General features: G+C 63.0%; 14 protein-coding genes and 3 rRNA genes. 14 read left to right on the forward strand and 3 right to left on the reverse strand.

Features of this window, described 5'->3' with window-relative positions:
* Window positions 1-19 precede the first annotated feature (19 nt).
* From ispD to rlmB, 5 genes are all read left to right on the forward strand, one after another.
* Complete coding sequence (gene ispD, locus AC1MDG_RS03725) at window positions 20-841, forward strand: 2-C-methyl-D-erythritol 4-phosphate cytidylyltransferase (protein WP_479807648.1); 822 nt, start codon at window positions 20-22, stop codon at window positions 839-841.
* Window positions 842-843: 2 nt separating this feature from the next.
* Window positions 844-1338: a 2-C-methyl-D-erythritol 2,4-cyclodiphosphate synthase gene (gene ispF, locus AC1MDG_RS03730; RefSeq protein WP_479807650.1), complete on the forward strand. Its 495-nt coding sequence runs from the start codon at window positions 844-846 to the stop codon at window positions 1336-1338.
* 68 nt (window positions 1339-1406) lie between these two features.
* Entirely contained in the window at window positions 1407-1733 is a 327-nt protein-coding gene (locus AC1MDG_RS03735; RefSeq protein WP_479807652.1) for a hypothetical protein, read from the forward strand.
* A 44-nt stretch (window positions 1734-1777) separates the two neighbouring features.
* Window positions 1778-3247 carry a cysteine--tRNA ligase gene (gene cysS, locus AC1MDG_RS03740; protein WP_479807654.1) on the forward strand — a complete coding sequence of 490 codons (1470 nt, stop codon included), beginning with the start codon at window positions 1778-1780 and terminating at the stop codon, window positions 3245-3247.
* Window positions 3248-3336: 89 nt separating this feature from the next.
* Window positions 3337-4323, forward strand: a complete 987-nt coding sequence (rlmB, locus tag AC1MDG_RS03745) for a 23S rRNA (guanosine(2251)-2'-O)-methyltransferase RlmB (RefSeq protein WP_011690597.1) — start codon at window positions 3337-3339, stop codon at window positions 4321-4323.
* Between the two features lie 120 nt (window positions 4324-4443).
* Here the strand turns inward: rlmB and AC1MDG_RS03750 are convergent, their stop codons facing one another.
* Window positions 4444-5274 (reverse strand): carbon-nitrogen hydrolase family protein, encoded by an 831-nt coding sequence (locus tag AC1MDG_RS03750; protein WP_479807656.1) that lies wholly within the window; start codon window positions 5272-5274, stop codon window positions 4444-4446.
* Window positions 5275-5402: 128 nt separating this feature from the next.
* On the opposite strand from AC1MDG_RS03750, the gene glgX reads away from it, so the two are divergent.
* From glgX to AC1MDG_RS03765, 3 genes are read left to right on the forward strand one after another with little or no spacing between them, the layout of a single operon-like run.
* A complete protein-coding gene (gene glgX / locus AC1MDG_RS03755; RefSeq protein ID WP_479807658.1) occupies window positions 5403-7517 on the forward strand; it encodes a glycogen debranching protein GlgX in 2115 nt (704 codons plus the stop codon).
* A 21-nt stretch (window positions 7518-7538) separates the two neighbouring features.
* A complete protein-coding gene (locus AC1MDG_RS03760; protein WP_479807660.1) occupies window positions 7539-8000 on the forward strand; it encodes a guanyl-specific ribonuclease in 462 nt (153 codons plus the stop codon).
* Between the two features lie 8 nt (window positions 8001-8008).
* Window positions 8009-8365, forward strand: a complete 357-nt coding sequence (locus AC1MDG_RS03765) for a barstar family protein (protein ID WP_479807662.1) — start codon at window positions 8009-8011, stop codon at window positions 8363-8365.
* 111 nt (window positions 8366-8476) lie between these two features.
* Here AC1MDG_RS03765 and AC1MDG_RS03770 read toward each other — a convergent pair.
* Together AC1MDG_RS03770 and glgP are read right to left on the reverse strand one after the other, a co-directional pair.
* A protein-coding gene (locus AC1MDG_RS03770; RefSeq protein WP_479805279.1) for an IS3 family transposase occupies window positions 8477-9690 on the reverse strand; the annotation gives its coding sequence in 2 pieces (ribosomal slippage) (window positions 8477-9429 and window positions 9429-9690; 1215 coding nt in all).
* 120 nt (window positions 9691-9810) lie between these two features.
* Complete coding sequence (glgP, locus tag AC1MDG_RS03775) at window positions 9811-12429, reverse strand: alpha-glucan family phosphorylase (RefSeq protein WP_200890938.1); 2619 nt, start codon at window positions 12427-12429, stop codon at window positions 9811-9813.
* A gap of 131 nt (window positions 12430-12560) precedes the next feature.
* On the opposite strand from glgP, the gene AC1MDG_RS03780 reads away from it, so the two are divergent.
* The 6 genes from AC1MDG_RS03780 to rrf all read left to right on the forward strand — a co-directional run bounded on the left by AC1MDG_RS03780 (window position 12561) and on the right by rrf (window position 26121).
* Window positions 12561-14633, forward strand: coding sequence for an alpha-1,4-glucan--maltose-1-phosphate maltosyltransferase (locus AC1MDG_RS03780; RefSeq protein ID WP_479807665.1), 2073 nt, complete (start codon window positions 12561-12563; stop codon window positions 14631-14633).
* 5 nt (window positions 14634-14638) lie between these two features.
* Window positions 14639-16435 (forward strand): maltose alpha-D-glucosyltransferase, encoded by a 1797-nt coding sequence (gene treS / locus AC1MDG_RS03785; protein WP_479807667.1) that lies wholly within the window; start codon window positions 14639-14641, stop codon window positions 16433-16435.
* A 1-nt stretch (window position 16436) separates the two neighbouring features.
* Window positions 16437-20111, forward strand: coding sequence for a 1,4-alpha-glucan branching enzyme (locus AC1MDG_RS03790; RefSeq protein ID WP_479807669.1), 3675 nt, complete (start codon window positions 16437-16439; stop codon window positions 20109-20111).
* Between the two features lie 496 nt (window positions 20112-20607).
* Window positions 20608-22131, forward strand: a 16S ribosomal RNA gene (locus AC1MDG_RS03795).
* A gap of 536 nt (window positions 22132-22667) precedes the next feature.
* A 23S ribosomal RNA gene (locus AC1MDG_RS03800) occupies window positions 22668-25793 on the forward strand.
* Window positions 25794-26004: 211 nt separating this feature from the next.
* Window positions 26005-26121 (forward strand): 5S ribosomal RNA (rrf, locus tag AC1MDG_RS03805).
* The 16S, 23S and 5S rRNA genes sit together here, the layout of an rRNA operon.
* Window positions 26122-26203 lie beyond the last annotated feature (82 nt).

Below are 26203 nucleotides of genomic sequence, written 5' to 3' on the forward strand. Positions count from 1 at the left end.
GCCACGTAGTGTTGTGCCCATGACTGCAACAGAAATTTCCGCCGGAGCCGCGCCGGACGACGGGGAATACGCCCCCCGTCCCGTGGTAGCCGTGGTGTTGGTCGCGGCCGGGTCCGGGCAGCGGCTCGGTTATGGCATGCCCAAGGCGAGGGTCCCCCTCGGCGGGGAACCCATCCTGATGCACGCGCTGCGCGGGATCGTTTCCTCAGGCGTCGCGCAGCAGGTCTGCGTCGCGCTCCCGCCGGGCGACGGAGCACTCCGGCGGATGTGCGATGACTTCACAGGCGAACTCGCCGACGGCGGGCCGCTGCTGACGATCGTCGACGGCGGTGCCACGCGTACCGAATCGGTCCGTTCGGCCTTGGCAGCCCTGGAAGAGGGCACCCAGGCTGTGCTGGTCCACGACGCCGCCCGCGCACTGACGCCGGAGTCTGTCTTCCATCGCGTGGTGGACTCCCTAGCGGCCGGCGCCCTGGCGGTCATCCCCGTGATACCCGTGGTGGACACCGTCAAGACCGTTGAAGCAACCAGCGACGAGGACGCACGTATTGCGCCGGAGGTGGTGGTGGGCACGGCACCGCGGGAGAAGCTGCGCGCCGTGCAGACCCCGCAGGGATTCGACCTTGGCACGTTACTGAAGGCGCACCGGGAGGCTGCCGGCTTCGACGAAGCCCAGGCCGCCGCCATAACGGATGACGCCATGCTGGTGGAACGGCTGGGTGTCCCGGTCCATGCTGTCCGCGGAGCCAGCCAGTCACTGAAGATCACTACTCCCTTGGACCTCATCATTGCCGAGGGCCTGCTGGAAGGGCCGCTCGGCGCACGCTGGGTGGAGGGCTGAACATGGCGCCTCCCCTCATTCCCAGGACCGGCATCGGCATCGACGTCCATGCTTTTGCCTCCCCGGACAACCCGCGGGCGCTCTGGCTGGGCGGACTTCTGTGGGAAGGCGAGCAGGGCCTGGCCGGGCACTCCGATGGCGATCCCGTGGCCCACGCGGCTGCAGATGCACTGTTTTCGGCCGCCGGAATAGGGGATCTCGGCACCCATTTCGGCACGGACCGCCCTGAATTCGCGGGCGCCTCCGGCGTGACCCTCCTAGCCGAGGCCGCCCGCATTGTGCGGGCGGAAGGGTTTGAGATAGGGAACATCGCGGTGCAGTTCGTCGGCAACAGGCCCAAATTCGGTCCGCGCCGGGAGGAATCCCAGACGGTCCTGAGTGCTGCGGCGGACGCCCCCGTCAGCGTCAGCGCCACCACCAGCGACGGCCTCGGCTTCACCGGCCGCGGGGAAGGCATCTCGGCCTTGGCCACCGCGCTGGTGTACCGGACGGGCTGAAGCGGGGCCGGCGTTTCGCCTAGGCTTAAAGGAGCCATTTCCCAGCCGAACACTCCAGGAGACCCCTCGTGAAGAAGCCGCTTGCCGCCGTCGTACTCGTTGCAGGGATGCTGCTGAGCGGCTGCGGCACTCCGAAGATGAGCGTTGAGGAAAGCTGCAAGTTCCTCAACGGGGACACTTTCGTCCCCACCGGAAACCAGCAGCAGCAGGCTGACCAGATCGCCAAGCATTACCAGGAAGTGGCGGACAAGGTGGCCCCTGAGGTTGCCGGACCCATCCAAAAAATGGCGGACATCATGAAGAAGGTGGCCGAAACGTCGCTGGGCACCAAAAGCTCCGAACAGACAAAGCAGCTGGGCGAACAGAACAACAAGATCGGCGAAGTCTGCAAATAGCTCTGGTGGGCACCGCCCTAAAGGCCATCGGCTAATCTGGAGCAGTGACCCTGCGCTTTTACGACACAGCATCCGCCGAAGTCCGCGACTTCGTCCCTCTGATACCGGGCAAGGTGAGCCTGTATTACTGCGGCGCGACGGTGCAGGGCCTGCCGCACGTGGGGCACATCCGGTCGGCCATTGCCTTCGACCAGCTCACCCGGTGGCTGGAGTACCGCGGCTTCCGCGTGACAGTGGTCCGCAACGTCACCGACATCGACGACAAAATCCTCGCCAAGTCCGCACTCTCCTTTGAACCGGACTTCGAGGAAGGCCCGGACGACATCCGCGAGGAAGAATGGTGGGCGCTGGCCTACCGCTACGAACAGGCGTTCCTCAAGGCCTACGACACGCTCGGCGTTTCCCGCCCCACGTACGAGCCGCGCGCCACCGGCCACATTCCGGAAATGCACGCCCTGATCCAGCGCCTGATCGACCGCGGCCACGCTTACCCAGCCCTCGACGACTCCGGCGACGTCTACTTCGACGTCCGCTCCTGGAACCGCTACGGCTCGCTCACCCGCCAGAAGATCGATGACATGCAGGGAGCTCCCGACGCCGACCCCCGGGGAAAGAAGGATCCGAGGGACTTTGCGCTGTGGAAGGGCCACAAGGAGGGGGAGCCGACGACGGCCAGCTGGGTTTCGCCCTGGGGAGCCGGCCGTCCGGGCTGGCATCTGGAGTGCTCGGCCATGGTCACCAAATACCTCGGCACCGAATTCGACATCCACGGCGGCGGCCTGGACCTCCGGTTCCCGCACCATGAAAACGAAATGGCCCAGTCCCAGGCGGCAGGGCACCCCTTCGCCAACTTCTGGATGCACAACGGCATGGTGACGTACCAGGGCGAAAAGATGTCCAAGTCCATCGGCAACACCGTCAGCCCGGCGGAAATGCTGGAACTCGCTTCGCCGCGGGTGGTGCGTTACTACCTTGGCCAGGCACAGTACCGCTCCGTGCTGGACTACCAGCCCACCTCGCTGCAGGAGGCGGCCGCCGCGATGGAACGGATCGACGGCTTCGTGGCCCGCGCCGTGCGGACGCTGTCTGACGACGGCTTGTCCGGTGCAGGCTCCTTGCTGTTCGGCAGCTACGGCGAGGTTCCGGACGCCTTCGCCGCGGCCATGGACGACGACCTCAACGTTCCGCAGGCCCTGGCCGCCCTGCACGACACCGTGCGGGCCGGGAACACCGCCCTCACCGCAGGCGACAACGCCGCGGCACGGACTGCCCTGCACTCGGTCACCGACATGCTCCGCGTCCTGGGCCTGAACGATGTCGCAGCCCCCGCACGGGACGACCACGCGGACACGGCACTGGGCGTCCTCGTCGAAGCCCAGCTGGGTGCCCGGGCGCAGGCGCGGGCCACCAAGGACTGGGCGGCATCGGATGCCATCCGGGACACCCTGGCGGCGGCGGGTGTCGTCGTCGAGGATGGTCCGGACGGTGCCAGCTGGAGCCTCAAGCGCGGCTGAGTTCCGCAGGACCGGGCGCCGGACCGGCAATTTAGCCTGAGTAAGTAGACTGGAGGTCAGACTTACTCAACAAAGCAAGGGTGAAACTCATGGCCAACAACGGTCGCCGGTCGGTCAAAGCAAAGAAGGGCCCCACCATCGGAACGGGTGGCCACGGCCGCAAGGCCCTCGAGGGCAAGGGCCCCACTCCCAAGGCGGAGGACCGCCCGTACCACAAGGCCCACAAGAACAAGCAGCTTGCCGAGCGGTCCGCCGCCAAGCGTCCGGGCGCAGCCCGCGGCGCTGGTGCGCGCTCAGGTCCGAAGGGCCGTGCCACGGAGGAAGTCGTCACCGGACGCAACTCGGTGGTTGAAGCGCTTCGCGCCGGGATCCCGGCCAAGGCCCTCCACGTTGCCATCCGCATTGAGATGGATGACCGTGTCAAGGAGTCCCTCAAGCTCGCGGCCGAACGCGGCATTCCGCTGCTGGAAACCGGCAAGCCGGAACTGGACCGGATGACGGACGACGCCATCCACCAGGGCCTCGTGCTGCAGATCCCGCCCTACGAATACCAGGACGCTTACGAGCTCGCCGAGGAAACCGTGGAGAGCTGGAAGAAGGGCCACGTTGCCAACGCGCCGCTCTTCGTCGCACTGGACGGCATCACCGATCCGCGCAACCTCGGCGCGATCATCCGGTCCGTGTCGGCCTTCAGCGGCCACGGCGTCATCGTGCCGGAGCGCCGCTCGGTCGGCGTCACTGCCTCCGCCTGGAAGACCAGCGCCGGCGCAGCCGTCCGCGTTCCGGTGGCGCGCGCCGCCAACCTGAACAACACACTCAAGGCGTTCAAGAACATGGGCATCTACGTGCTGGGCCTCGACGGCGACGGCGACGTCTCGCTGCCGGACCTCAGCCTGGCCAAGGAACCCGTGTGCATTGTGGTCGGTTCCGAGGGCAAGGGCCTGAGCCGCCTGGTCCGCGAAAACTGCGACCAGATCGTCTCAATCCCGATCGACTCGGCGATGGAATCGCTCAACGCCTCCATGGCCGTCGGCATTTCCCTGTACGAAATTTCCAGGCAGCGCGCCGCGAAGTAGGATCCCGTCTCACCGGGGACGCTCTCTCACTTCCTGCAGCTTAAACAGCGATGCTCTCTCACCCGTGAGAGAGCATCGCTGTTTTTGTTGCCAAAAGTGAGAGAGCGTCTGGCGAGGGGCTCAGAACGTGCGGCGGTTAGCCAGGACCGGGAGTTTGGTCCGGGCTTCCTTGACGACCGCGGGGTCCAGGTCGGCGAACAGCAGCCCGGTCCCGGCGTCGAGCTCGTCCAGGACGTCACCCAGCGGGGAGACGACGGCGGAGTGGCCCACCCCGGTGGGCGCCGATCCCTTCGTTTCGACGCCTTCGGTAGCGGGATCGGCCTGGCCGCATGCCAGCACGTAGGTGGTGGTATCCACGGCGCGGGCGCGAGCCAGCAGGCGCCACTGATCGACCTTCCCCGGGCCGGCTCCCCAGGAGGCACACACGATGTTGGCCTCGGCGCCCAGGTCGGCGTTGGCCGTGAACAGTGCCGGGAACCGGATGTCGTAGCAGGTGGCCAGGCCGAAGCTGATGCCGCCGAGCTCAAACGTGACAGGGCGAGTGCCAGCATCCACCGTGTCTGATTCGGCGAAGCCAAATGCGTCGAACAGGTGGATCTTGTCGTAGCTGGCGTCCACACCGGGACCGGTGGCCAGGAGGGTGTTACGAACTTTCCGGCCACGGTTGCCGGAATCGCTGCCGGTGGCATCGCCGGACTCCCCGGGGGTGAACATTCCCGCCACGATCACGATGTCCCTTTTCCGGGCAATGCTGCGCAGCCGGGTGGCCCACGGGCCATCCAGCGGTTCGGCAATGTCAATGAGCGAATTACCGAAAGCGCGCATGGTGGCTTCCGGGAAGACCACCAATTCGGCCCCGCCTTCTTTCGCTTTGCGGGCGAATTTTTCCACGATGTCCAGATTCCCGGAAATATCGCGGCCCGTAACTACCTGAGCAAGTGCAACTCGCACAATTACCTCCAACTTGGCGTCTCACTTCAGTATGCAACGCAGTATGCAGCGCTGAACAAGGCCAGCCCATTTCCCGACACATAGGGCGGAATATCGGACATTTGTGTGGCACAGCTAATATTTAAGCAATGGTCATGCCACTCCTAGACACAGCCTCCACCGTGGACGCCTCCCGGCCGTTTCCACTGGGTATCAGCGTTCCGCGCACGGGTTCTCCGGCAACGGACGATCCTCAGAGTGCCTGCGCCAATGTCGCGGTCTACGCCCCCGGGGTGGCGACGCTGGAAATCGCCTACTGCGCGCCCGGCGGCACATGGCAGCTGAAGACCCTGCCCAACATCACCAACGACGTCCACCACGGCATTGTGGACGGCTTCCCCGCGGGATCCCGCTACGGTTTCCGCTCCTCGCCCGAGGACGACGCCTTGCCCGTATCGGTGCCAACCGTGGCGTTCGACGACGACGGCGAGCAGCCGCTGCTGCTGGACCCGTACGGCCGCGCCGTGGATCAGCGCGACGGATTCCTCACCAATGTGCGCATGTCCGGCGGATTCGACTGGGGCGAGGACCGCAATCCCCACGTCTCGTGGCGCAACACCATCATTTACGAAGCCCACGTCCGTGGCCAGAGCATGCTGCATCCGGACATTCCCGAGGACCTCCGGGGCACGTACGCCGGCATGGCCCACCCGGCAATGATCGAGCATCTCGTCGGCCTGGGCATTACCTCTGTCCAGTTGTTGCCTGTCCACTTCCACTTGGACGAGCCGCATCTGCAGAACCTGGGCATGACCAATTACTGGGGCTACAACACGGCGGCGTTTTTTGCGCCCCATCCGGCCTACGCCACCCGGGCCGCCCAGGCTGCTGGCCCTCAGGCTGTGCAGGACGAATTCAAGGGCATGGTCAAGCTCCTGCACGCAGCCGGCCTGGAAGTGATCCTGGACGTCGTGTACAACCACACGGCCGAGGGCGGCCGGGACGGCCAGACGCTCAGCTTCCGCGGCCTCGGCGAGATGCAGTACTACCGGAACGACGGCCACGGCAGGTACGTGGATACCACCGGGTGCGGCAACAGCCTGAACTTCGGCCACCCCCGCGTGGTCCAGTTGGTCCTTGACTCGCTGAGGTACTGGGTGGACGAGTTCCACATTGACGGCTTCCGTTTTGATCTCGCGGTCACGTTGTGCCGCAACGCCGCGAACGACTTCGATCCGCACCACCCCTTCCTCGTGGCTGTCGCCGCCGACCCGGTGCTGTCCTCCGTCAAGCTGATCGCCGAGCCTTGGGACGTGGGCTACGGCGGCTGGCAGACCGGACGCTTCCCGCCCGGCTGGGTGGACTGGAACGACCACTACCGTGATGCCCTGCGCTCGTTCTGGCTCGCAGACCGGGCCGCGATAGACGCTGGCGGCCAGGGCGGCTCCGTCGCCCGCCTGGCCGACTCCATCTCCGGCTCCGCAAGCCTTTTCGCGGAATCGGGACGGTCCCGTATGGCCTCCGTCAACCTCGTCACCGCGCATGACGGCTTCACGCTGGCCGACCTCGTGTCCTACGACCGCAAGCACAACGAGGCCAACGGCGAGCAGAACCGGGACGGCCACGGGGACAACCGCAGCTACAACCACGGCTTCGAGGGGCCCACCGAAGACGAAGAGATCCTGGCGCTCCGGGCGCAGACCAGCCGCAACCTGATGGCCACCCTGATGGTATCCATGGGCATCCCCATGATCACCGCCGGTGACGAGATCGGCCGCACCCAGCAGGGCAACAACAACGCCTACTGCCAGGACAACCACATCACCTGGCTCGACTGGACCAGCACGCCCGAATCCCATGCCATGCTCAGGAGCACCAAGCGCGTCATCCGGCTCCGGAAGGAGTTCCTGGCCGGCCAGCCGCACCACTACCCTTCGCGGGACAAACAGGCCTACCTGCACTGGTTCGACGAACACGGCAAGCCCATGTCCATGGACCGCTGGAACGATCCCCAGCACCGGGTGGTCCAGTTGTTGCTGGGCTCGGACGACGGCCAGGTGGACGGACTCGTGGTGGTGAACGGCAGCGCACACGACATCAAGATCACGCTGCCCGACGTCAGCAACGACGAAGGCACGGGCAAGCGGCTGTTCGAACTCCGGTTGACCACGTCGGAGCTTCAAGACCGCCGCCAGGGAGTCCGGGTGGCGGCCGGCGAACGGGACGTGGTGCAGTCCAATACCATCAGCATCTACCGCACGTAGGTCCCGGCACATGGGGAATGCATGAGGGGGATCGCGAGGCTCCTGCTGTTGGCTGCGGTCCTGGTGCTCGTTGCCGGACTGGGCATGCTGCTGTCCAACACGCAGGGGAGCCCGGATACTTCGGCGGGTTCGACGACGGCGTCCGCGCCCGCCGTCAGAAGTTCCGTCCCTGCCGTTCCCGACGTGCAAAACACCTCGGGGCTGGAGGCTGTCGCTGCCTCCGGCCTTCCGCCCGAGGCCCGGGAGGCCCTGGCCTTGATCGCCCGAGGCGGCCCGTATCCCTTTTCGCGTGACGGTGCCGTCTTCAGCAATTTCGAGCGTCTGCTGCCGCGGAAGCCGGGCGGCTACTACAAGGAATTCACAGTCAGGACTCCCGGCGAATCGGACCGGGGAGCCCGCCGGATTGTCGTGGGCGGGGCCGGCGAGAAGTACTACACGCCCGACCACTATGAATCTTTTCTGCTAATTCTGGAAGGCAAATAGAGGCACGAATGAAGATTTACTCCGCAGACACCTGGACCATAGATGAGCTTCGCGAGCAGGCGTCGGACGCCGGCCGCCGGGTCCTGGTGATCCCGGCCGCCGATACCAAAAAGGAGGTGCTCCAGACATTCGGGGAAGTACTGGATTTCCCGGAGCACTATGGAGTGAACCTTGATGCCCTCAACGACTCGCTGCACGACTTCGCGGACACGGTCACGGACGACGGCAAGGAGCCTCTGACGTTTATCTGGCAGGTCCCGGCCGTTTTCCGTTCGGACCGGTCCTTCGGCATTATCTGCGAGATCCTGCAGGACGCCGAGAGCTACGCAGGCAAGAGCCTGTCCGTCATCACCGTCTGCCTCTAACCGGACGCTCTCTCACCTCCCGCCGCCTGAAACCAAACGCTCTCTCACCTTTGGCAAGGAAATCACAAACTGCGCTCGTCAAGTTTTTGAGACAGTTCTCGTTGTTGTTGTTTAGGCGGCCAGGGGTTCCTGAACGGTGCTTTGGTAAGCGGTGTGGGCTGTTACGGGTGGTGCGCCGCCGGCCCGGCGGTTGGGTCGCCGGCGGTTGTACCAGCCCTCGATGTAGTCCATCACAGCGCTCCGGGCGGCGAGCCTGGAACCGAAGCGCTTGTGGTGGTAGAACTCGGTTTTGAGGTGTGAGAAGAAGTTCTCGGCGACCGCGTTGTCCCAGCACACCCCGACCTTGCCCATGGACTGAGTGACCGCGTTAGTGCCGCACCATTGCTGGAATTCGTCAGAGGTGTACTGGGTGCCGCGGTCGGAGTGGAAGACCACAGAATTCTCGGCGAAGCGGCCGTGGTTCCGGGCCATCCGCAGGGCCGCGGTGCACAGGCTCGCACGCATGTGTCCGGCCATGGCCCAGCCAATCACCATGCCGGAGAACAGATCGATGACGGTGGCCAGGTAGAGCCAGCCCTCACCGGTGCGCAGGTAGGTGATATCGCCGACCAGACGGGTCCCGGGCATGGTGGAGGTGAAGTCGCGTTTGCCCGTGGCATCGAGCATGTGGTTCTCGATGTGGGCGGTCTTGGCCTGCTGGTCCTGGACCGTGGTCTGCTTCCAGGCCTGAGTTCGGATGGCACGCAGGCCGGTCTCGCGCATGATGGCCCCAACGGTTGGGGCGGAGACCTTGGTCCCGGCGGCGTTCAGCAGCAGGGTCAGCTGGTCCCGGCCGGCACGGCCTTCCTCCTTCGTGTAGAGGTTGGTGACCGCGGCGGTCAGATCCTCATGCCGCACCGCGCGTGGTGAGGGCCCGGCGGGGTTGCGCCACCGGTAGAACGAGGCCCGGGAAACCTTCAACGCCCGGCACAGCCACACCACCGAATGGTTGGCCTTCTCCGCTTCGATGAACTCGTAGAAGTCCTCTACTTTTGCTTCGCGGCAAAGAAGGCGCTGACTTTTCCCAGGAACTCGACCTCGGCCTTCAGCCTGGCGTTTTCGGCCAAGGCCTTTTGGTGCTCTTCCCAGGCAACCGGGCCCCTGTCCTCGGGCGGGACAGGAGCGTTTGGTTGACGTTCCCGATGCCGGTGAAGCCAGTTCCCCAGCGTGCTTTCCTTCACCCCGATCTCTTCGGCGACCTGCTTCACCGAACGGTTCGTGGACAAAACCAGCCGCACTGCTTCCTCACGGAAAGCGGCATCATATTTTCTTCTGGGCGTGGTCATCTGAAGTGAAGCTCCCATCAAGCTGTCTCAGAAAACCATACGACCGCAAACGCTTTCTCACCTTTCACCGTTAAAAACGCAACGCTCCCTCACTGAGGGAGCGTTGCGTTTGACGGCGGGTCAGGCGTTGACGATCAGCCCGAGTTCGGCCCGTGAGGCGAGGGCTGAATGCTTGGGCAGCACGCGCACGGTGTAGCCGAAGGACCCGGACCGGTCGATCAGCAGCGAGCCGCTGAAGAGGTAGCGTCCCTTGCCGAGGTCCTCCTTGGGCACCAGGTCGGCGACAGTGATGTCGGCCAGTTCGTCGCTTTCCTCGGCGCGGCCGAAGGCGACCTCCACAGCCACGTCGTCCGGATCGAGGTCGTGCAGCGCGATGTAGGCGTTCACCTGGAGGGTGTCGCCGATCTGCGGGTCCTCGGACACGCCCACCGAGTCGACGTGCTCCACCTGGATCTGGGGCCACGCAGCACGGATCCGTGACGTCCAGGCTGCCAGGGACTTGGACTGGGCGAAGTTATCCGCGACGGCACGCCGGCCGGCGATGGCAGCGGGGCGGTAGAGGATGTTCACGTAGTCCTGGAGCATCCTCTCAGCGGACACGGCCGGGCCCAGGTGCGCCATGGTGTGCTTGATCATCGATACCCAGTGGGTGGGCACCTTCTGCGGGCCGGACTCCGACGGCCCTGCGGCTCCGGCGCCGTCGGACACGGTGAGCCCGTAGAAGCGGGGCGCCACCTGCGTCTCGAGAAGCTCGTACAGCGCCGCCGCTTCGATGTCGTCCCGTTCCTCGGGCGAGGCGTTGTTGTTGGCCGTGGGGATGGCCCAGCCGTTTTCGCCGTCGTACATTTCATCCCACCAGCCGTCCAGCACCGAAAGGTTCAGTGAACCGTTGATGGCTGCCTTCATTCCGGACGTACCGCAGGCCTCAAGCGGACGCAGCGGGTTGTTCAGCCAGACGTCACAGCCGGGGAAGAGCGTGCGCGCCATGGCGATGTCGTAGTTGGGCAGGAACGCGATCCGGTGGCGCACTTCGGGGTCGTCGGTGAACCGGACCAGGTCCTGGATCATCTTCTTGCCGGCGTCATCCGCCGGGTGCGACTTGCCCGCGATCACCAGTTGGATGGGGTGTGTCTCGTGCAGCAGCAGGGCCTTGAGCCGGGCGGGTTCCCGGAGCATCAGGGTGAGCCGCTTGTACGTGGGCACCCGGCGGGCGAAACCGATGGTGAGGACGTCCGGGTCCAGCACGGAATCAGTCCATCCGAGTTCGGCGTCTGCCGCCCCGCGCTTCTTCCAGGCCGCACGCAGCCGCTTACGGACGTCCTCGACGAGCGAGACACGCATTTCGCGGCGAAGGGCCCAGACGTCCTCGTCGCTGACGTTGTAGGCAAGGTCCCAGCGGCCCATGGCTTCCGCCTCGGCGCCGAACTGCTCACGGGCCAGCTTGGAAACGCGGCTGTCCACCCACGTCGGGACATGGACTCCGTTGGTCACGGAGGTGATGGGAACTTCAGAGTGGTCGAATCCCGGCCACAGGGCCGAGAACATCCCGCGGGACACTACTCCGTGGAGCTTGGCCACGCCGTTGGCCCGCTGCGCCAGGCGCAACCCCATCACGGCCATGTTGAAGACCGAAGGATTGCCGTCGGCAAAGTTTTCGCGTCCCAGGTCCAGGATCCGGGACACCGGCACGTCGGGAGCCAGGCCGGCCTCGAAGAAGTGCTGGATCTGGGAGACCTCGAACCGGTCGATGCCCGCCGGGACCGGGGTGTGCGTGGTGAAGACGGTGGAGGCGCGCCCCGCCGCGAGGGCTTCCTCCCAGGTGAGCGGGCTGTCCGAGGACATGAGCTCCTGGATGCGCTCCACGCCAAGGAAACCAGCATGGCCCTCGTTGGTGTGGAAGACCTCCGGCGCGGCGCACCCGGTGAGGCGCTGGTAAACGCGCAGCGCCTTAACTCCGCCCATACCCAGCAGCAGTTCCTGCTGGAGACGGTGGTCGCCGCCGCCGCCGTACAGGCGGTCCGTGATGCCGCGGGCGGCGTCGTCGTTGCCCGGAACGTTTGAATCGAGCAGCAGCAAGGGAACGCGCCCGACGTCGGCACGCCAGATGTGTGCCAGCAACCGGCGCCCGTGGGGGAGCGGCAGCGAAATTTGGATGGGCTTGCCGTTGCCGTCGGGGGTTTCCTCGCGGAGGAGGGTCAGCGGGAGCCCGTCCGGATCAAGGACCGGGTAGGTTTCCTGCTGCCAGGCATCCCTGGAGAGGGACTGCTTGAAATAGCCGGCCTGGTAGAGAAGGCCGACGCCGATGAGCGGTACGCCCAGGTCCGATGCCGCCTTAAGGTGGTCTCCGGCCAGAATTCCCAAACCGCCCGAATACTGGGGCAAAACTTCGGTGATCCCGAATTCCGGTGAGAAGTACGCGATGCAGGACGGTGCATCGTCGCCGAGGCTCTGGTACCAGCGGGGCTGTTCCAGGTACCGGTCCAGGTCTTCGGCGGCGGCGTGCACGCGGCGGACGACGTCCTGGTCTGCGGCGAGTCGCTGCAGCTCCTCACGGCTCACGAGGCCCAGGAAACTGACGGGATCGTGTGCGCTCTCGTCCCAGATGGCGGGGTTGAGACCTTCAAAAAGCTCCCGGGTGGGCCGGTGCCATGACCACCGCAGGTTGGTGGCCAAACGGGCCAACGGCCGGATAGATTCCGGAAGAACGGTTCGGACAGTAAATCTGCGGATAGCCTTCACCTGCGTCACACTAACGGACAAGATGGGCCGTCGGAACAGGTTTAGGTTTCTTTTAGGTAAATGACGGATTGCTCGGGGAAAAACGGAAGTTCCCTTAGCAAAATGGGGGATTTCTCGATAACGTCGAGTTCGTGACGACTAATACGCGAACCAGTGCCGGATCCAGCAAAAAGCCTAAGGCCCTGATCACGGAAGGCCTGCAGTTTGGCAGGTTCCCGATCACCGCCGTTCAGCCCGTGGTGGACGGAGGTAGGTTTCCCGCGAAGGCGCTCCCCGGCGAAGGGCTCGTAGTCGGCGCGACAGCATTCCGCGAAGGGCACGACCAGCTCGGCGTCAGCGCGGTGTTGTTCGACCCCAAGGGCAAGGAACGCCAGCGCGTACGGCTGGCGCCGCCCCGCGGCGACCGGGGCAAGGGCACCGACCGGTGGGAAGGCATCCTCACGCCTACCGGCACGGGAAACTGGTCGTTCGCCATCGAAGCCTGGCATGACCGGTACGGAACGTGGCACCACAACGCCGAGGTCAAGGTCGAGGCGGGCATCGACGTCGAACTGATGCTGGCCGAAGGTGCCGCACTGCTGTCCCAGGCAGCCGAAGACCCTGCCCGCCCGTCCGCTGACCGGCGGACGCTGCGCACCGCCGTCGTGGTCCTGTCCGATACGTCGCGGTCCGCGGAGGAACGGCTCGCTGCCGGGTTCGGATCCGAGGTGACTGACATCGTCGGCCGCCAGCCCATCCGCGAACTCGTCACTGTCTCCGAACGCTTCCCCCTTCTCGTGGAACGCGACCTTGCCGGCCGCGGCGCCTGGTATGAGTTCTTCCCCCGTTCGGAAGGGGCCGTCCGCGACCACACGACCGGGGAGTGGCAGTCCGGCACCTTCCAGACTGCCGCCAAACGGCTCGATGCCGTGGCGGGAATGGGCTTTGACGTCATCTACATGCCGCCCATCCATCCGATCGGCATCCAGCACCGCAAGGGACCCAACAACACCCTGATTGCCGGTCCGCACGATCCCGGTTCGCCCTGGGCCATCGGCGCCAAGGAAGGCGGACACGACGCCATCCATCCGGACCTCGGCACATTCGAGGACTTCGACGCATTCGTGGCCCGCGCCCGGGAGCTCGGGCTCGAGGTTGCCCTGGACCTCGCGCTGCAGGCGGCCCCGGACCACCCGTGGGTCGAGTCGCATCCGGAATGGTTCACCACCCGCGTTGACGGCAGCATCGCCTACGCCGAGAACCCGCCGAAGAAGTACCAGGACATCTTCCCGCTGAACTTCGACAACGATCCCGAGGGCCTGTCCAAGGAGATCCTGCGGATCGTGCTGCTCTGGGTGAGCCACGGCGTCAAAATCTTCCGGGTGGACAACCCGCACACCAAACCTGTGTGGTTCTGGGAGTGGCTGATCGCGAAGGTCAACAAGAAGCACCCCGAGGTTGTGTTCCTCGCGGAGGCCTTCACCCGGCCTGCCATGATGCATGCCCTGGGACGTGCCGGTTTCCAGCAGTCCTACACGTACTTCACCTGGCGGAACACCAAGACGGAGCTTGAAGAGTACTTCACCGAGGTCAGCCAGAAGTCCCCGGCGTATTTCCGTCCGAACTTCTTCGTGAACACCCCGGACATCCTGACCGAGTACCTGCAGTTCGGCGGCCCTGCCGCGTTCAAGATCCGCGCCGCGCTCGCAGCAACGGCCAGCCCGCTGTGGGGCGTCTACGCCGGCTACGAACTGTATGAGCACGTGGCCCGCCCCGGCGCCGAGGAATACATCGACAACGAGAAATTCGAATACAAGGCCCGCGACTGGGATGCTGCGGCTGAATCCGGCCGGACGCTCGCGCCGTACCTGACCAGGCTCAACGAAATCCGCCACACCCACCCGGCGCTGGGGGACCTGCAGAACCTGACGCTGCACCACAGCACCGATGACGCCACGATCGTCTACTCCAAGCACAAGACGCTTCCCGACGGCACCAAGGACACCCTGATCATCGTGGTGAACGTCGATCCGCACAGCACCCGGGAGAGCACCGTTTCCCTGGATCTGGCCGCACTTGAACTCGACCCGGCCGACCTCACGCACAACGGCGGCTTCAGGGTGGATGATTTGCTGACCGGCGAGAGCTGGGAATGGGGCGAATACAACTACGTGCGGCTTGACGCCCACGTGGAGCCGGCACACATCCTGAACATCCGGAGGTAGCATACGTGAGTTTCAGTCCGCAGAACCCGAGCCAGCATTTCACCCCGAAGGGCACGTTTGAACTCAACGCCCCCGGCCTGCAACACGATCCCCTCTGGTACCGCAAAGCAGTGTTCTACGAAGTCCTGGTCCGTGGCTTTGCTGACGGAAACGGCGACGGTTCCGGCGACTTCCACGGGCTAATCGACAAACTGGACTACCTGCAGTGGCTGGGCGTCGATTGCCTCTGGCTGCCGCCGTTCTTCCAGTCGCCGCTCCGTGACGGCGGCTACGACATCTCGGACTACAACTCCGTCCTGGACGAGTTCGGCACCATCAGCGACTTCAAGCGGCTCGTGGCCGAGGCGCACGCCCGCGGCGTGCGCGTCATCATTGACCTGCCGCTGAACCACACCTCGGACCAGCACCCGTGGTTCCAGGAGTCCCGCAAGGACCCGGACGGGCCGTTCGGCGACTTCTACGTCTGGAGCGACACCGACGAGAAGTACCAGGATGCCCGCATCATCTTCGTGGACACCGAGGAATCCAACTGGACCTTCGACCCCATCCGGCGGCAGTTCTTCTGGCACCGGTTCTTCAGCCACCAGCCCGACCTGAACTTTGAGAACCCCAAAGTCATCGACGCCCTTTTCGACGTCGTCCGGTTCTGGCTGGACCAGGGAATTGACGGTTTCCGCGCGGACGCCATCCCGTACCTCTTCGAGGAAGAGGGCACCAACTGCGAGAACCTGCCCGCCACGCACGATTTCCTGCGCAAGCTACGGAAAATGGTGGACGATAACTACCCGGGCAGGGTCATCATTGCCGAGGCCAACCAACCGCCTGTCGAGGTGGTGGAGTACTTCGGCACCGAGGAAGAACCCGAGTGCCACATGGCCTTCCACTTCCCCATCATGCCGCGGCTCTACTACGCGCTGCGGGACCAGAAGGCGGCGCCCATCATCGAGACGATGAAGGACACCCCGGACATTCCCGAAGGCGCCCAGTGGGGCACCTTCCTGCGGAACCACGACGAACTCACCCTGGAAATGGTCACCGCGGACGAACGCGCGGCCATGCTCGGCTGGTACGCGCCGGACCCCCGCATGCGAGCCAACATCGGCATCCGCCGCAGGCTGGCACCGCTGCTGGATAATTCCCGGTCCGAGATTGAGCTCATCAATGCCCTGCTGCTTTCGCTCCCGGGCAGCCCGTTCCTGTACTACGGCGATGAAATCGGCATGGGCGACAACATCTGGCTCGAGGACCGTGACGCCGTCCGCACGCCCATGCAGTGGAACCCGGACCGCAATGCGGGCTTCTCGCACGCGGATCCGGGCAAGCTCTACCTGCCGGTCATCCAGTCGCTGGTGTACAACTACGGCATGGCCAATGTGGAGGCCGAGGCCGCGCATTCCGGATCGCTGCTCCGGTGGACCCGGCAGATCCTCAGCGTGCGGAAGAACCACCCCGCTTTCGGGCTGGGCACGTTCAAGCACGTCGAGGCAGATCACGACGTCGTCCTTGCCTACCTGCGGGAACTGGGCCCGGATAATGCTGCGGGAGAAGATGCCGAATCGATCCTGTGCGCGTTCAACCTTTCGCAGCACCCCGTGGCCACCACGCTGCGGATTCCGCAGTACGCCGGCCGCGGCCTCCGGGACGTTTTCGGGGGGCAGCCGTTCCCGGCTATTGGCGACGACGGACGCCTCACGCTGACGCTCGGCAGCCACGATTTCTTCTGGCTGCGAATCCGTTCCGCTGCTTCCAACCCGGCGTCGCCGTTTACCCAGGCCATGCCGGTCCTGTCCATCGAAGGCTGAAATGACCCAATCCACACTCAACCCCCCGCTCGCCGAACTGCTCCGCGGCTGGCTCCCGCGCCAGCGCTGGTTCCCCGTCAAGACGGGCGACTTCACCTTGTCAGCCGTCGGCGGGGTGCGCCTGGACGACGGCAGCGGTGAGGTGGGCCTTGAGGTGTTCCTCGCGGCGGTCACCTATCCCACGGCCGACGGCGGCAGCCGCACCGATGTTGTTCAGGTCCCGCTCAGCTATCGCGTGGAGCCCTTGGCCGGCAAGGAGGCTGCGCTGGTCGGTGAGGGCGTCGACGCAGCCCATGAACGGCGCTGGATTTACGACGCCGTCCACGACCCCGTGTTCGTCTCCGCCTGGCTGGAACTGATGCGCAGCGGCGGCACGTCGCCGGAAGGAAAGGCCGTTGGCCATCTGGTCCCCTCCGACTACCGGCTGCCCACCGCCACCGGGACCGTGAAGGTCCTTTCCGGCGAGCAGTCGAACAGTTCGGTGATAGTGGACGACGGCGGCTCTGCAGCGATCGTCAAATTCTTCCGCGTGCTGTCCGAAGGACGGAACCCCGAGGTTGAAATCGGGGCTGCCCTCACACAAGCCAGGACCTCGGAAGTGCCGGCCACGTTGGGATGGGTCACGGGGGAGTGGGAAGCCCCGCTGGGAGGCACCGAGGATAAGCCGCGGGCCGTTGTAGGCGAACTCGCCGTGGCGCATGAGTTCCTGGCCGGCGGGCGGGACGCCTGGCGGCTGGCCGTTGATGCCGCCAGCTCCGGTAAGGACTTCACTGCTGAGGCCCATGCCCTGGGCGTGGCCACAGCAACAGTGCACCGGCGCCTGGCCGAGGCGCTGGGCCTGGCCGCGGAATCCGCGCCGGGAAAGGACATAGCTCCCGGAGTAGTCCAGCGCGTGCGCCAGTCCTGGGCGGAAGCCGGCTCCGCCGTCGGGCCCTATGACGACTCCCTGGCCGGCCTGCTCGGTCAGCTGGAAGGCAGTAATGCCGGGGCGCTGCAGCGGATCCATGGCGACCTGCACCTGGGACAGATCCTGCAGGTGCCGGGGCATCCCGGGGAGCCGGAGCGCTGGGCCATCCTGGACTTCGAAGGCGAGCCGCTGAGGCCCATTGCGGAACGCAACTTCCCGGACGTGCCGCTGCGCGACGTCGTCGGCATGTTGCGGTCTTTCGACTACGCCGCCGGTGCCGCCGAACGCGAGCGGGACGGCGTCCATGTACCCGGTTCGTGGGTGGATGACTGCGCCGAGGCGTTCCTGGCGGGATACGGGGAAATCACGCCCGGGACCATTGACCGCGGCTCGCCCCTGTTTGTGGCATTGTGGCTGGACAAGGCGTTGTATGAAGTTGTCTATGAGTTGCGGAACAGGCCCGGATGGCTGGACATTCCGGTAAATGCATCACGACGTCTCCTCAGCAGTACAGGTTCCGGCGCTTCAGCCGCGGCCGCAGCGGAAGGTAACAAAATGACAGGCTCAGCACGTACAGACCGGCCCGGGGCACCACTGCAGGTGGACCCGGACACCCTTTCAAAGGTGGCGTCCGGCGAATACCACGCCCCGCACTCCGTCCTGGGCGCGCACCTTGACGACCACGGCCATGTCACTGTCCGCACCGTCAAGCACCTTGCAGCCGCCGTGTCAGTGGTGACCGCCGCCGGGACGGTGCCGATGACGCACGAGGCCAACGGCGTCTGGGCTGCCGTCCTCGAACCCCTGCAGCCGGGCCACGTTCCCGACTACAGGCTGGAGGTAACCTACGAGGGTGCGCCGCCGCAGGCCACTGACGATCCGTACCACTACCTGCCCACGGTCGGCGAAGTGGACCTGCACCTGATAGGTGAAGGCCGTCACGAGAAGCTGTGGGAGGTGCTGGGCGCACACGTCCAGCACTACAAGTCTTCCCTCGGCGACGTGGACGGCGTCTCGTTTGCGGTATGGGCGCCGAATGCGCAGGCAGTGAGGGTCAAGGGTGATTTCAACGCCTGGGACGGCCGGGAGAACTCGATGCGCTCACTGGGCTCATCCGGTGTCTGGGAACTCTTCATCCCCGGTGTTTTAGCAGGGGCGTGCTACAAATTTGAAATCAAGACAAAAGCCGGCCACTGGGTGGAAAAGGCCGATCCCCTGGCATTCGGAACCGAGGTCCCGCCGCTCACTGCGTCGCGGGTGGTTGAGTCTGCCTACGCGTTCAAAGACGAGGAATGGATGACGGCCCGCGCCGAGCGGGACCCGCACAATTCGCCCATGAGCGTGTACGAAGTCCACCTTGGATCCTGGCGCCTCGGGCTGGGGTACCGCGAGCTGGCCAAGGAGCTGGTGGAGTACGTCAAGTGGCTCGGGTTCACCCACGTGGAGTTCATGCCGGTGGCAGAGCACCCGTTCGGCGGTTCCTGGGGCTACCAGGTGACGTCCTACTTCGCGCCCACATCCAGGTTCGGCCACCCCGACGAATTCAGGTTCCTCGTGGATGCCCTCCACCAGGAAGGAATCGGCGTCCTTCTTGACTGGGTACCGGCCCACTTCCCCAAGGACGCCTGGGCCCTCGCCCAGTTCGACGGCGAGCCACTGTACGAGCATGCCGACCCGAACCTCGGCGAGCACCCGGACTGGGGCACGCTGATCTTCGACTTTGGCCGGACGGAAGTCCGCAACTTCCTCGTGTCCAACGCGCTCTACTGGCTGGACGAGTTCCACATTGACGGCCTCCGTGTGGATGCCGTGGCCTCCATGCTGTACCTCGACTACTCACGTGAGGAAGGCCAGTGGCAGCCCAACAGGTACGGCGGCCGCGAGAACCTCGAAGCCATCTCCTTCCTGCAGGAAGCCAACGCCACGGTGTACAAGACCCACCCGGGCGCGGTGATGATCGCCGAGGAGTCCACAGCATTCCCCGGCGTGACCGCCCCGACCAGCGTCGGCGGCCTGGGCTTCGGCCTCAAATGGAACATGGGCTGGATGCACGACTCGCTCAAGTACGCGTCTGAGGACCCGGTAAACCGCAAGTGGCATCACGGAACCGTGACGTTCTCGCTGGTCTACGCATTCACGGAAAACTTCCTCCTGCCCATCAGCCACGACGAAGTTGTGCACGGCAAGGGCTCCATGCTCCGTAAAATGCCCGGCGACCGCTGGCAGCAGCTGGCCAACCTTCGCGCGTTCCTGGCTTACCAGTGGGCCCACCCCGGCAAGCAGCTGATTTTCATGGGTACCGAATTCGGGCAGGAAGCGGAATGGTCCGAACAGCACGGCCTGGACTGGTACCTGGCGGACATCCCCGCGCACCGCGGTGTCCAGCTGCTCACCAAGGAACTAAACGAGCTCTACGCTTCGACGCCCGCACTCTACGAGCGGGACAACGAACCGGGCGGATTCCAGTGGATCAACGGTGGGGACGCCGACCGCAACGTCTTGTCGTTCATCCGGTGGGATACCGATGGCAACCCGCTGGTGTGCGCGATCAACTTCTCCGGCGCCCCGCACCAGGGCTACACCCTGGGCGTGCCTGCAGCCGGCGCCTGGCAGGAAGTCCTCAACACGGACGACTCCAGCTACGGCGGCTCGGGCGTCCTGAACCAAGGCGCGCTCACTGCCACCACCGAGGGGCAGGATGGCCAGCCGGCGACGCTGACCGTGACGCTGCCTCCGCTGGGCGCGGCGTTCTTCAAACCTGCAAGCTGATCTTGCGGTGTTGAGCCGCTAACTGATTGGGCGGCGTAGACCCGCTCGAGGGAGATCGGCTGGGAAAAGCCCGGAATCCTTGTGATTCCGGGCTTTTCCCATGCTCCTGACGGGCGGCTTTGTATCCTCGTCCAAGTGGTGGTACAGTTTATTTCCGCGCCGCTCCCCGGAGTTGGCCAACCAAGACAACACGGAATGCGACAAGCACTGTGAGTCGGGATGGCCGATTTGACTCGGGTGAAGCGAGCGGGTAAGTTAGAAAAGTTGCTCCGGAGCGATCCACGGCTGTGAAGTTGTGGTGGTGCCGGGTGTGTCTGTTGTTTGAGAACTCAATAGTGTGCCAAGTTTGTTGATACCAATTTATTTTATGGATTGGTTGAATGTGCTGGATTGTCCACCCCGTGGATGGTCTGGTGTTTTTGGCTGGTTTCAAATTTTGTGCAGCCTGGTTCCGCGTTTTCCCGTGGTGCCTGGTTGTGTCTGTTTTTGTTTTACTTCAACGGAGAGTTTGATCCTGGCTCAGGATGAACGCTGGCGGCGTGCTTAACACATGCAAGTCGAACGATGATCCCAGCTTGCTGGGGGATTAGTGGCGAACGGGTGAGTAACACGTGAGTAACCTGCCCTTAACTCTGGGATAAGCCTGGGAAACTGGGTCTAATACCGGATATGACTCCTCATCGCATGGTGGGGGGTGGAAAGCTTTTTGTGGTTTTGGATGGACTCGCGGCCTATCAGCTTGTTGGTGAGGTAATGGCTCACCAAGGCGACGACGGGTAGCCGGCCTGAGAGGGTGACCGGCCACACTGGGACTGAGACACGGCCCAGACTCCTACGGGAGGCAGCAGTGGGGAATATTGCACAATGGGCGAAAGCCTGATGCAGCGACGCCGCGTGAGGGATGACGGCCTTCGGGTTGTAAACCTCTTTCAGTAGGGAAGAAGCGAAAGTGACGGTACCTGCAGAAGAAGCGCCGGCTAACTACGTGCCAGCAGCCGCGGTAATACGTAGGGCGCAAGCGTTATCCGGAATTATTGGGCGTAAAGAGCTCGTAGGCGGTTTGTCGCGTCTGCCGTGAAAGTCCGGGGCTCAACTCCGGATCTGCGGTGGGTACGGGCAGACTAGAGTGATGTAGGGGAGACTGGAATTCCTGGTGTAGCGGTGAAATGCGCAGATATCAGGAGGAACACCGATGGCGAAGGCAGGTCTCTGGGCATTAACTGACGCTGAGGAGCGAAAGCATGGGGAGCGAACAGGATTAGATACCCTGGTAGTCCATGCCGTAAACGTTGGGCACTAGGTGTGGGGGACATTCCACGTTTTCCGCGCCGTAGCTAACGCATTAAGTGCCCCGCCTGGGGAGTACGGCCGCAAGGCTAAAACTCAAAGGAATTGACGGGGGCCCGCACAAGCGGCGGAGCATGCGGATTAATTCGATGCAACGCGAAGAACCTTACCAAGGCTTGACATGGGCCGGACCGGGCTGGAAACAGTCCTTCCCCTTTGGGGCCGGTTCACAGGTGGTGCATGGTTGTCGTCAGCTCGTGTCGTGAGATGTTGGGTTAAGTCCCGCAACGAGCGCAACCCTCGTTCCATGTTGCCAGCGCGTAATGGCGGGGACTCATGGGAGACTGCCGGGGTCAACTCGGAGGAAGGTGGGGACGACGTCAAATCATCATGCCCCTTATGTCTTGGGCTTCACGCATGCTACAATGGCCGGTACAAAGGGTTGCGATACTGTGAGGTGGAGCTAATCCCAAAAAGCCGGTCTCAGTTCGGATTGGGGTCTGCAACTCGACCCCATGAAGTCGGAGTCGCTAGTAATCGCAGATCAGCAACGCTGCGGTGAATACGTTCCCGGGCCTTGTACACACCGCCCGTCAAGTCACGAAAGTTGGTAACACCCGAAGCCGGTGGCCTAACCCCTTGTGGGAGGGAGCTGTCGAAGGTGGGACTGGCGATTGGGACTAAGTCGTAACAAGGTAGCCGTACCGGAAGGTGCGGCTGGATCACCTCCTTTCTAAGGAGCACCTACAATCACCCTGCCTCATGTATGTGAGTGTTCGGGGGTTGTCAGGAGTACGCCCGTTGCGCAGACGCTAGTTCTGCGGCGGGTGCTCACGGGTGGAATATCAACAAATAGCGGCCGCATGGTTTTGTCCTTGCCCAGTACGGATGTGCTGCTCTCTTGTGGAGCAGGGTGTCCTGGAACGGCGGGGGCGGAGTTGGTGCGGTTTAGTGTTTGGCACACTGTTGGGTCCTGAGGCAACAGGACCATGATCTCCCTTTGCGGGGTTGATCCTGGTACTTGTTTGTTTCTGGTTTCCCGGCTGCAGCGAGCATGCACTGTTTGGGTGTGTGGGGTGTGTGGTACGGGGTTGTTGTTTGAGAACTACATAGTGGACGCGAGCATCTTTTATAAGAAGCAATTTCCAAGAATATGAACCTGGATCTGGCTGCGCGTGATGATGATTCCTTGTCTTTCGGGGCGGGGGGTGGTTGTTGGGTGTGGTTGGTTTCTGTGGTTCTCTCGAAAATTTCTGATTGATCTTTTGTGGTCAAGTTTTTAAGAGCACACGGTGGATGCCTTGGCATTAGGAGCCGAAGAAGGACGTAGGAATCTGCGATAAGCCTGGGGGAGTCGATAACCGGACTGTGATCCCAGGGTGTCCGAATGGGGAAACCCCGCCAGGGACGCGAGTTACCTGGTGACCCGCATCTGAACACATAGGGTGCGTGGAGGGAACGCGGGGAAGTGAAACATCTCAGTACCCGCAGGAAGAGAAAACAATAGTGATTCCGTTAGTAGTGGCGAGCGAACGCGGATCAGGCTAAACCGTTCCATGTGTGATAGCCGGCGGGCGTTGCATGGTCGGGGTTGTGGGACTTTCCGTTCTGTCTCTGCCGGGACAGTGGGGTGTGATGTGCAGGCATAGGTGAACGGTCTTGAAAGGCCGGCCAGAGAGGGTGTGAGCCCCGTAACCGTAATGTTGTGTACCGCCTGGAGAGTATCCCAAGTAGCACGGGGCCCGAGAAATCCCGTGCGAATCTGTCAGGACCACCTGATAAGCCTAAATACTCCCTAATGACCGATAGCGGACCAGTACCGTGAGGGAAAGGTGAAAAGTACCCCGGGAGGGGAGTGAAACAGTACCTGAAACCGTGTGCTTACAATCCGTCGGAGCCAGTCTGATTCTGGTGACGGCGTGCCTTTTGAAGAATGAGCCTGCGAGTTAGTGTTACGTCGCGAGGTTAACCCGTGTGGGGCAGCCGTAGCGAAAGCGAGTCTGAATAGGGCGTTGCAGTGGCGTGATCTAGACCCGAAGCGAAGTGATCTACCCATGGCCAGGTTGAAGCGACGGTAAGACGTCGTGGAGGACCGAACCCACTTCAGTTGAAAATGGAGGGGATGAGCTGTGGGTAGGGGTGAAAGGCCAATCAAACTTCGTGATAGCTGGTTCTCCCCGAAATGCATTTAGGTGCAGCGTTGCGTGTTTCTTACCGGAGGTAGAGCTACTGGATGGCTAATGGGCCCTACAAGGTTACTGACGTCAGCCAAACTCCGAATGCCGGTAAGTGAGAGCGCAGCAGTGAGACTGTGGGGGATAAGCTTCATAGTCGAGAGGGAAACAGCCCAGACCACCAACTAAGGCCCCTAAGCGTGTGCTAAGTGGGAAAGGATGTGGAGTTGCGAAGACAACCAGGAGGTTGGCTTAGAAGCAGCCATCCTTAAAAGAGTGCGTAATAGCTCACTGGTCAAGTGATTCCGCGCCGACAATGTAGCGGGGCTCAAGTACACCGCCGAAGTTGTGGCATTCACATTTTATCCAAGCCTTTGTGGTTCAGGAGTGTGGATGGGTAGGGGAGCGTCGTGTGGGCAGTGAAGTCGCGGTGTAAACCAGCGGTGGAGCCTACACGAGTGAGAATGCAGGCATGAGTAGCGAAAGACGGGTGAGAAACCCGTCCGCCGAATGATCAAGGGTTCCAGGGTCAAGCTAATCTGCCCTGGGTAAGTCGGGACCTAAGGCGAGGCCGACAGGCGTAGTCGATGGACAACGGGTTGATATTCCCGTACCGGCGAAAAACCGCCCATGCTGAACAGGGGATACTAACCGCCCGAGACCTGACCAATCACCCTTGTGGTGTGCGGTTTTTGGTGGAGCGCGGGACCTGATCCTGGGAGGTAAGCGTATTAACAGGTGTGACGCAGGAAGGTAGCCGAGCCGGGCGATGGTTGTCCCGGTCCAAGGATGTAGGGCGAACGGTAGGCAAATCCGCCGTTCATGATGCCTGAGACCTGACGGGACCCCCGTAGGGGGGGATTCGGTGATCCTATGCTGCCTAGAAAAGCATCGACGCGAGGTTTTAGCCGCCCGTACCCCAAACCGACACAGGTGATCAGGTAGAGAATACTAAGGCGATCGAGAGAATTATGGTTAAGGAACTCGGCAAAATGCCCCCGTAACTTCGGGAGAAGGGGGGCCCCAACCTTGATGGACACATGCTGTCCGGAGGGGATCGGGGCCGCAGAGACCAGGGGGAAGCGACTGTTTACTAAAAACACAGGTCCGTGCGAAGTCGCAAGACGATGTATACGGACTGACTCCTGCCCGGTGCTGGAAGGTTAAGAGGACCGGTTAGCCGCAAGGCGAAGCTGAGAATTTAAGCCCCAGTAAACGGCGGTGGTAACTATAACCATCCTAAGGTAGCGAAATTCCTTGTCGGGTAAGTTCCGACCTGCACGAATGGAGTAACGACTTCCCCGCTGTCTCAACCATAAACTCGGCGAAATTGCAGTACGAGTAAAGATGCTCGTTACGCGCAGCAGGACGGAAAGACCCCGAGACCTTTACTATAGTTTGGTATTGGTGTTCGGAGTGGCTTGTGTAGGATAGGTGGGAGACGTTGAAGCCCGGACGCCAGTTCGGGTGGAGTCATCGTTGAAATACCACTCTGGTCACTTTGGACATCTAACTTCGGCCCGTAATCCGGGTCAGGGACAGTGCCTGATGGGTAGTTTAACTGGGGCGGTTGCCTCCTAAAAAGTAACGGAGGCGCCCAAAGGTTCCCTCAGCCTGGTTGGCAATCAGGTGTCGAGTGTAAGTGCACAAGGGAGCTTGACTGTGAGAGAGACATCTCGAGCAGGGACGAAAGTCGGGACTAGTGATCCGGCGGTACATTGTGGAATGGCCGTCGCTCAACGGATAAAAGGTACCTCGGGGATAACAGGCTGATCTTGCCCAAGAGTCCATATCGACGGCATGGTTTGGCACCTCGATGTCGGCTCGTCGCATCCTGGGGCTGGAGTAGGTCCCAAGGGTTGGGCTGTTCGCCCATTAAAGCGGTACGCGAGCTGGGTTTAGAACGTCGTGAGACAGTTCGGTCCCTATCCGCTGCGCGCGCAGGAAATTTGAGAAGGGCTGTCCTTAGTACGAGAGGACCGGGACGGACGAACCTCTGGTGTGTCAGTTGTACTGCCAAGTGCACCGCTGATTAGCTACGTTCGGATGGGATAACCGCTGAAAGCATCTAAGCGGGAAGCTCGCTTCGAGATGAGATTTCCATACACCTTGTGTGTGAGAGGCCCCCAGCCAGACCACTGGGTTGATAGGCCGGATGTGGAAGCGAGGACTAACGACTCGTGAAGCTGACCGGTACTAATAGGCCGATAACTTACACCACACACCACCCCTGCAAACCCGTTCAAAAGGGGTTTGCACCCAGGGGCGGTAAAAAGATAACAAGACTGCTTGCGTCCACTATGTGGTTCCCAACCAACAAACCCGTTGCTTGAGAACCAAAAAACTACATAACAACACCACAACTGCCCTACCAGGCAGAGCATGTTGTAACCACAAAATTTCCCGACCCGCCAGGGTTGTGGAGCAAGGGTTACGGCGGTCATAGCGTGGGGGAAACGCCCGGTCCCATTCCGAACCCGGAAGCTAAGACCCACAGCGCCGATGGTACTGCACCCGGGAGGGTGTGGGAGAGTAGGTCACCGCCGGAACACCATTCAGGTCGAGAGCCCCAACCACACGGTTGGGGCTCTCCCACTTTAACCACCACACCACACCAGCACCCTCTTAAGG

Source organism: Arthrobacter sp. AIWTK1 (assembly GCF_056680535.1).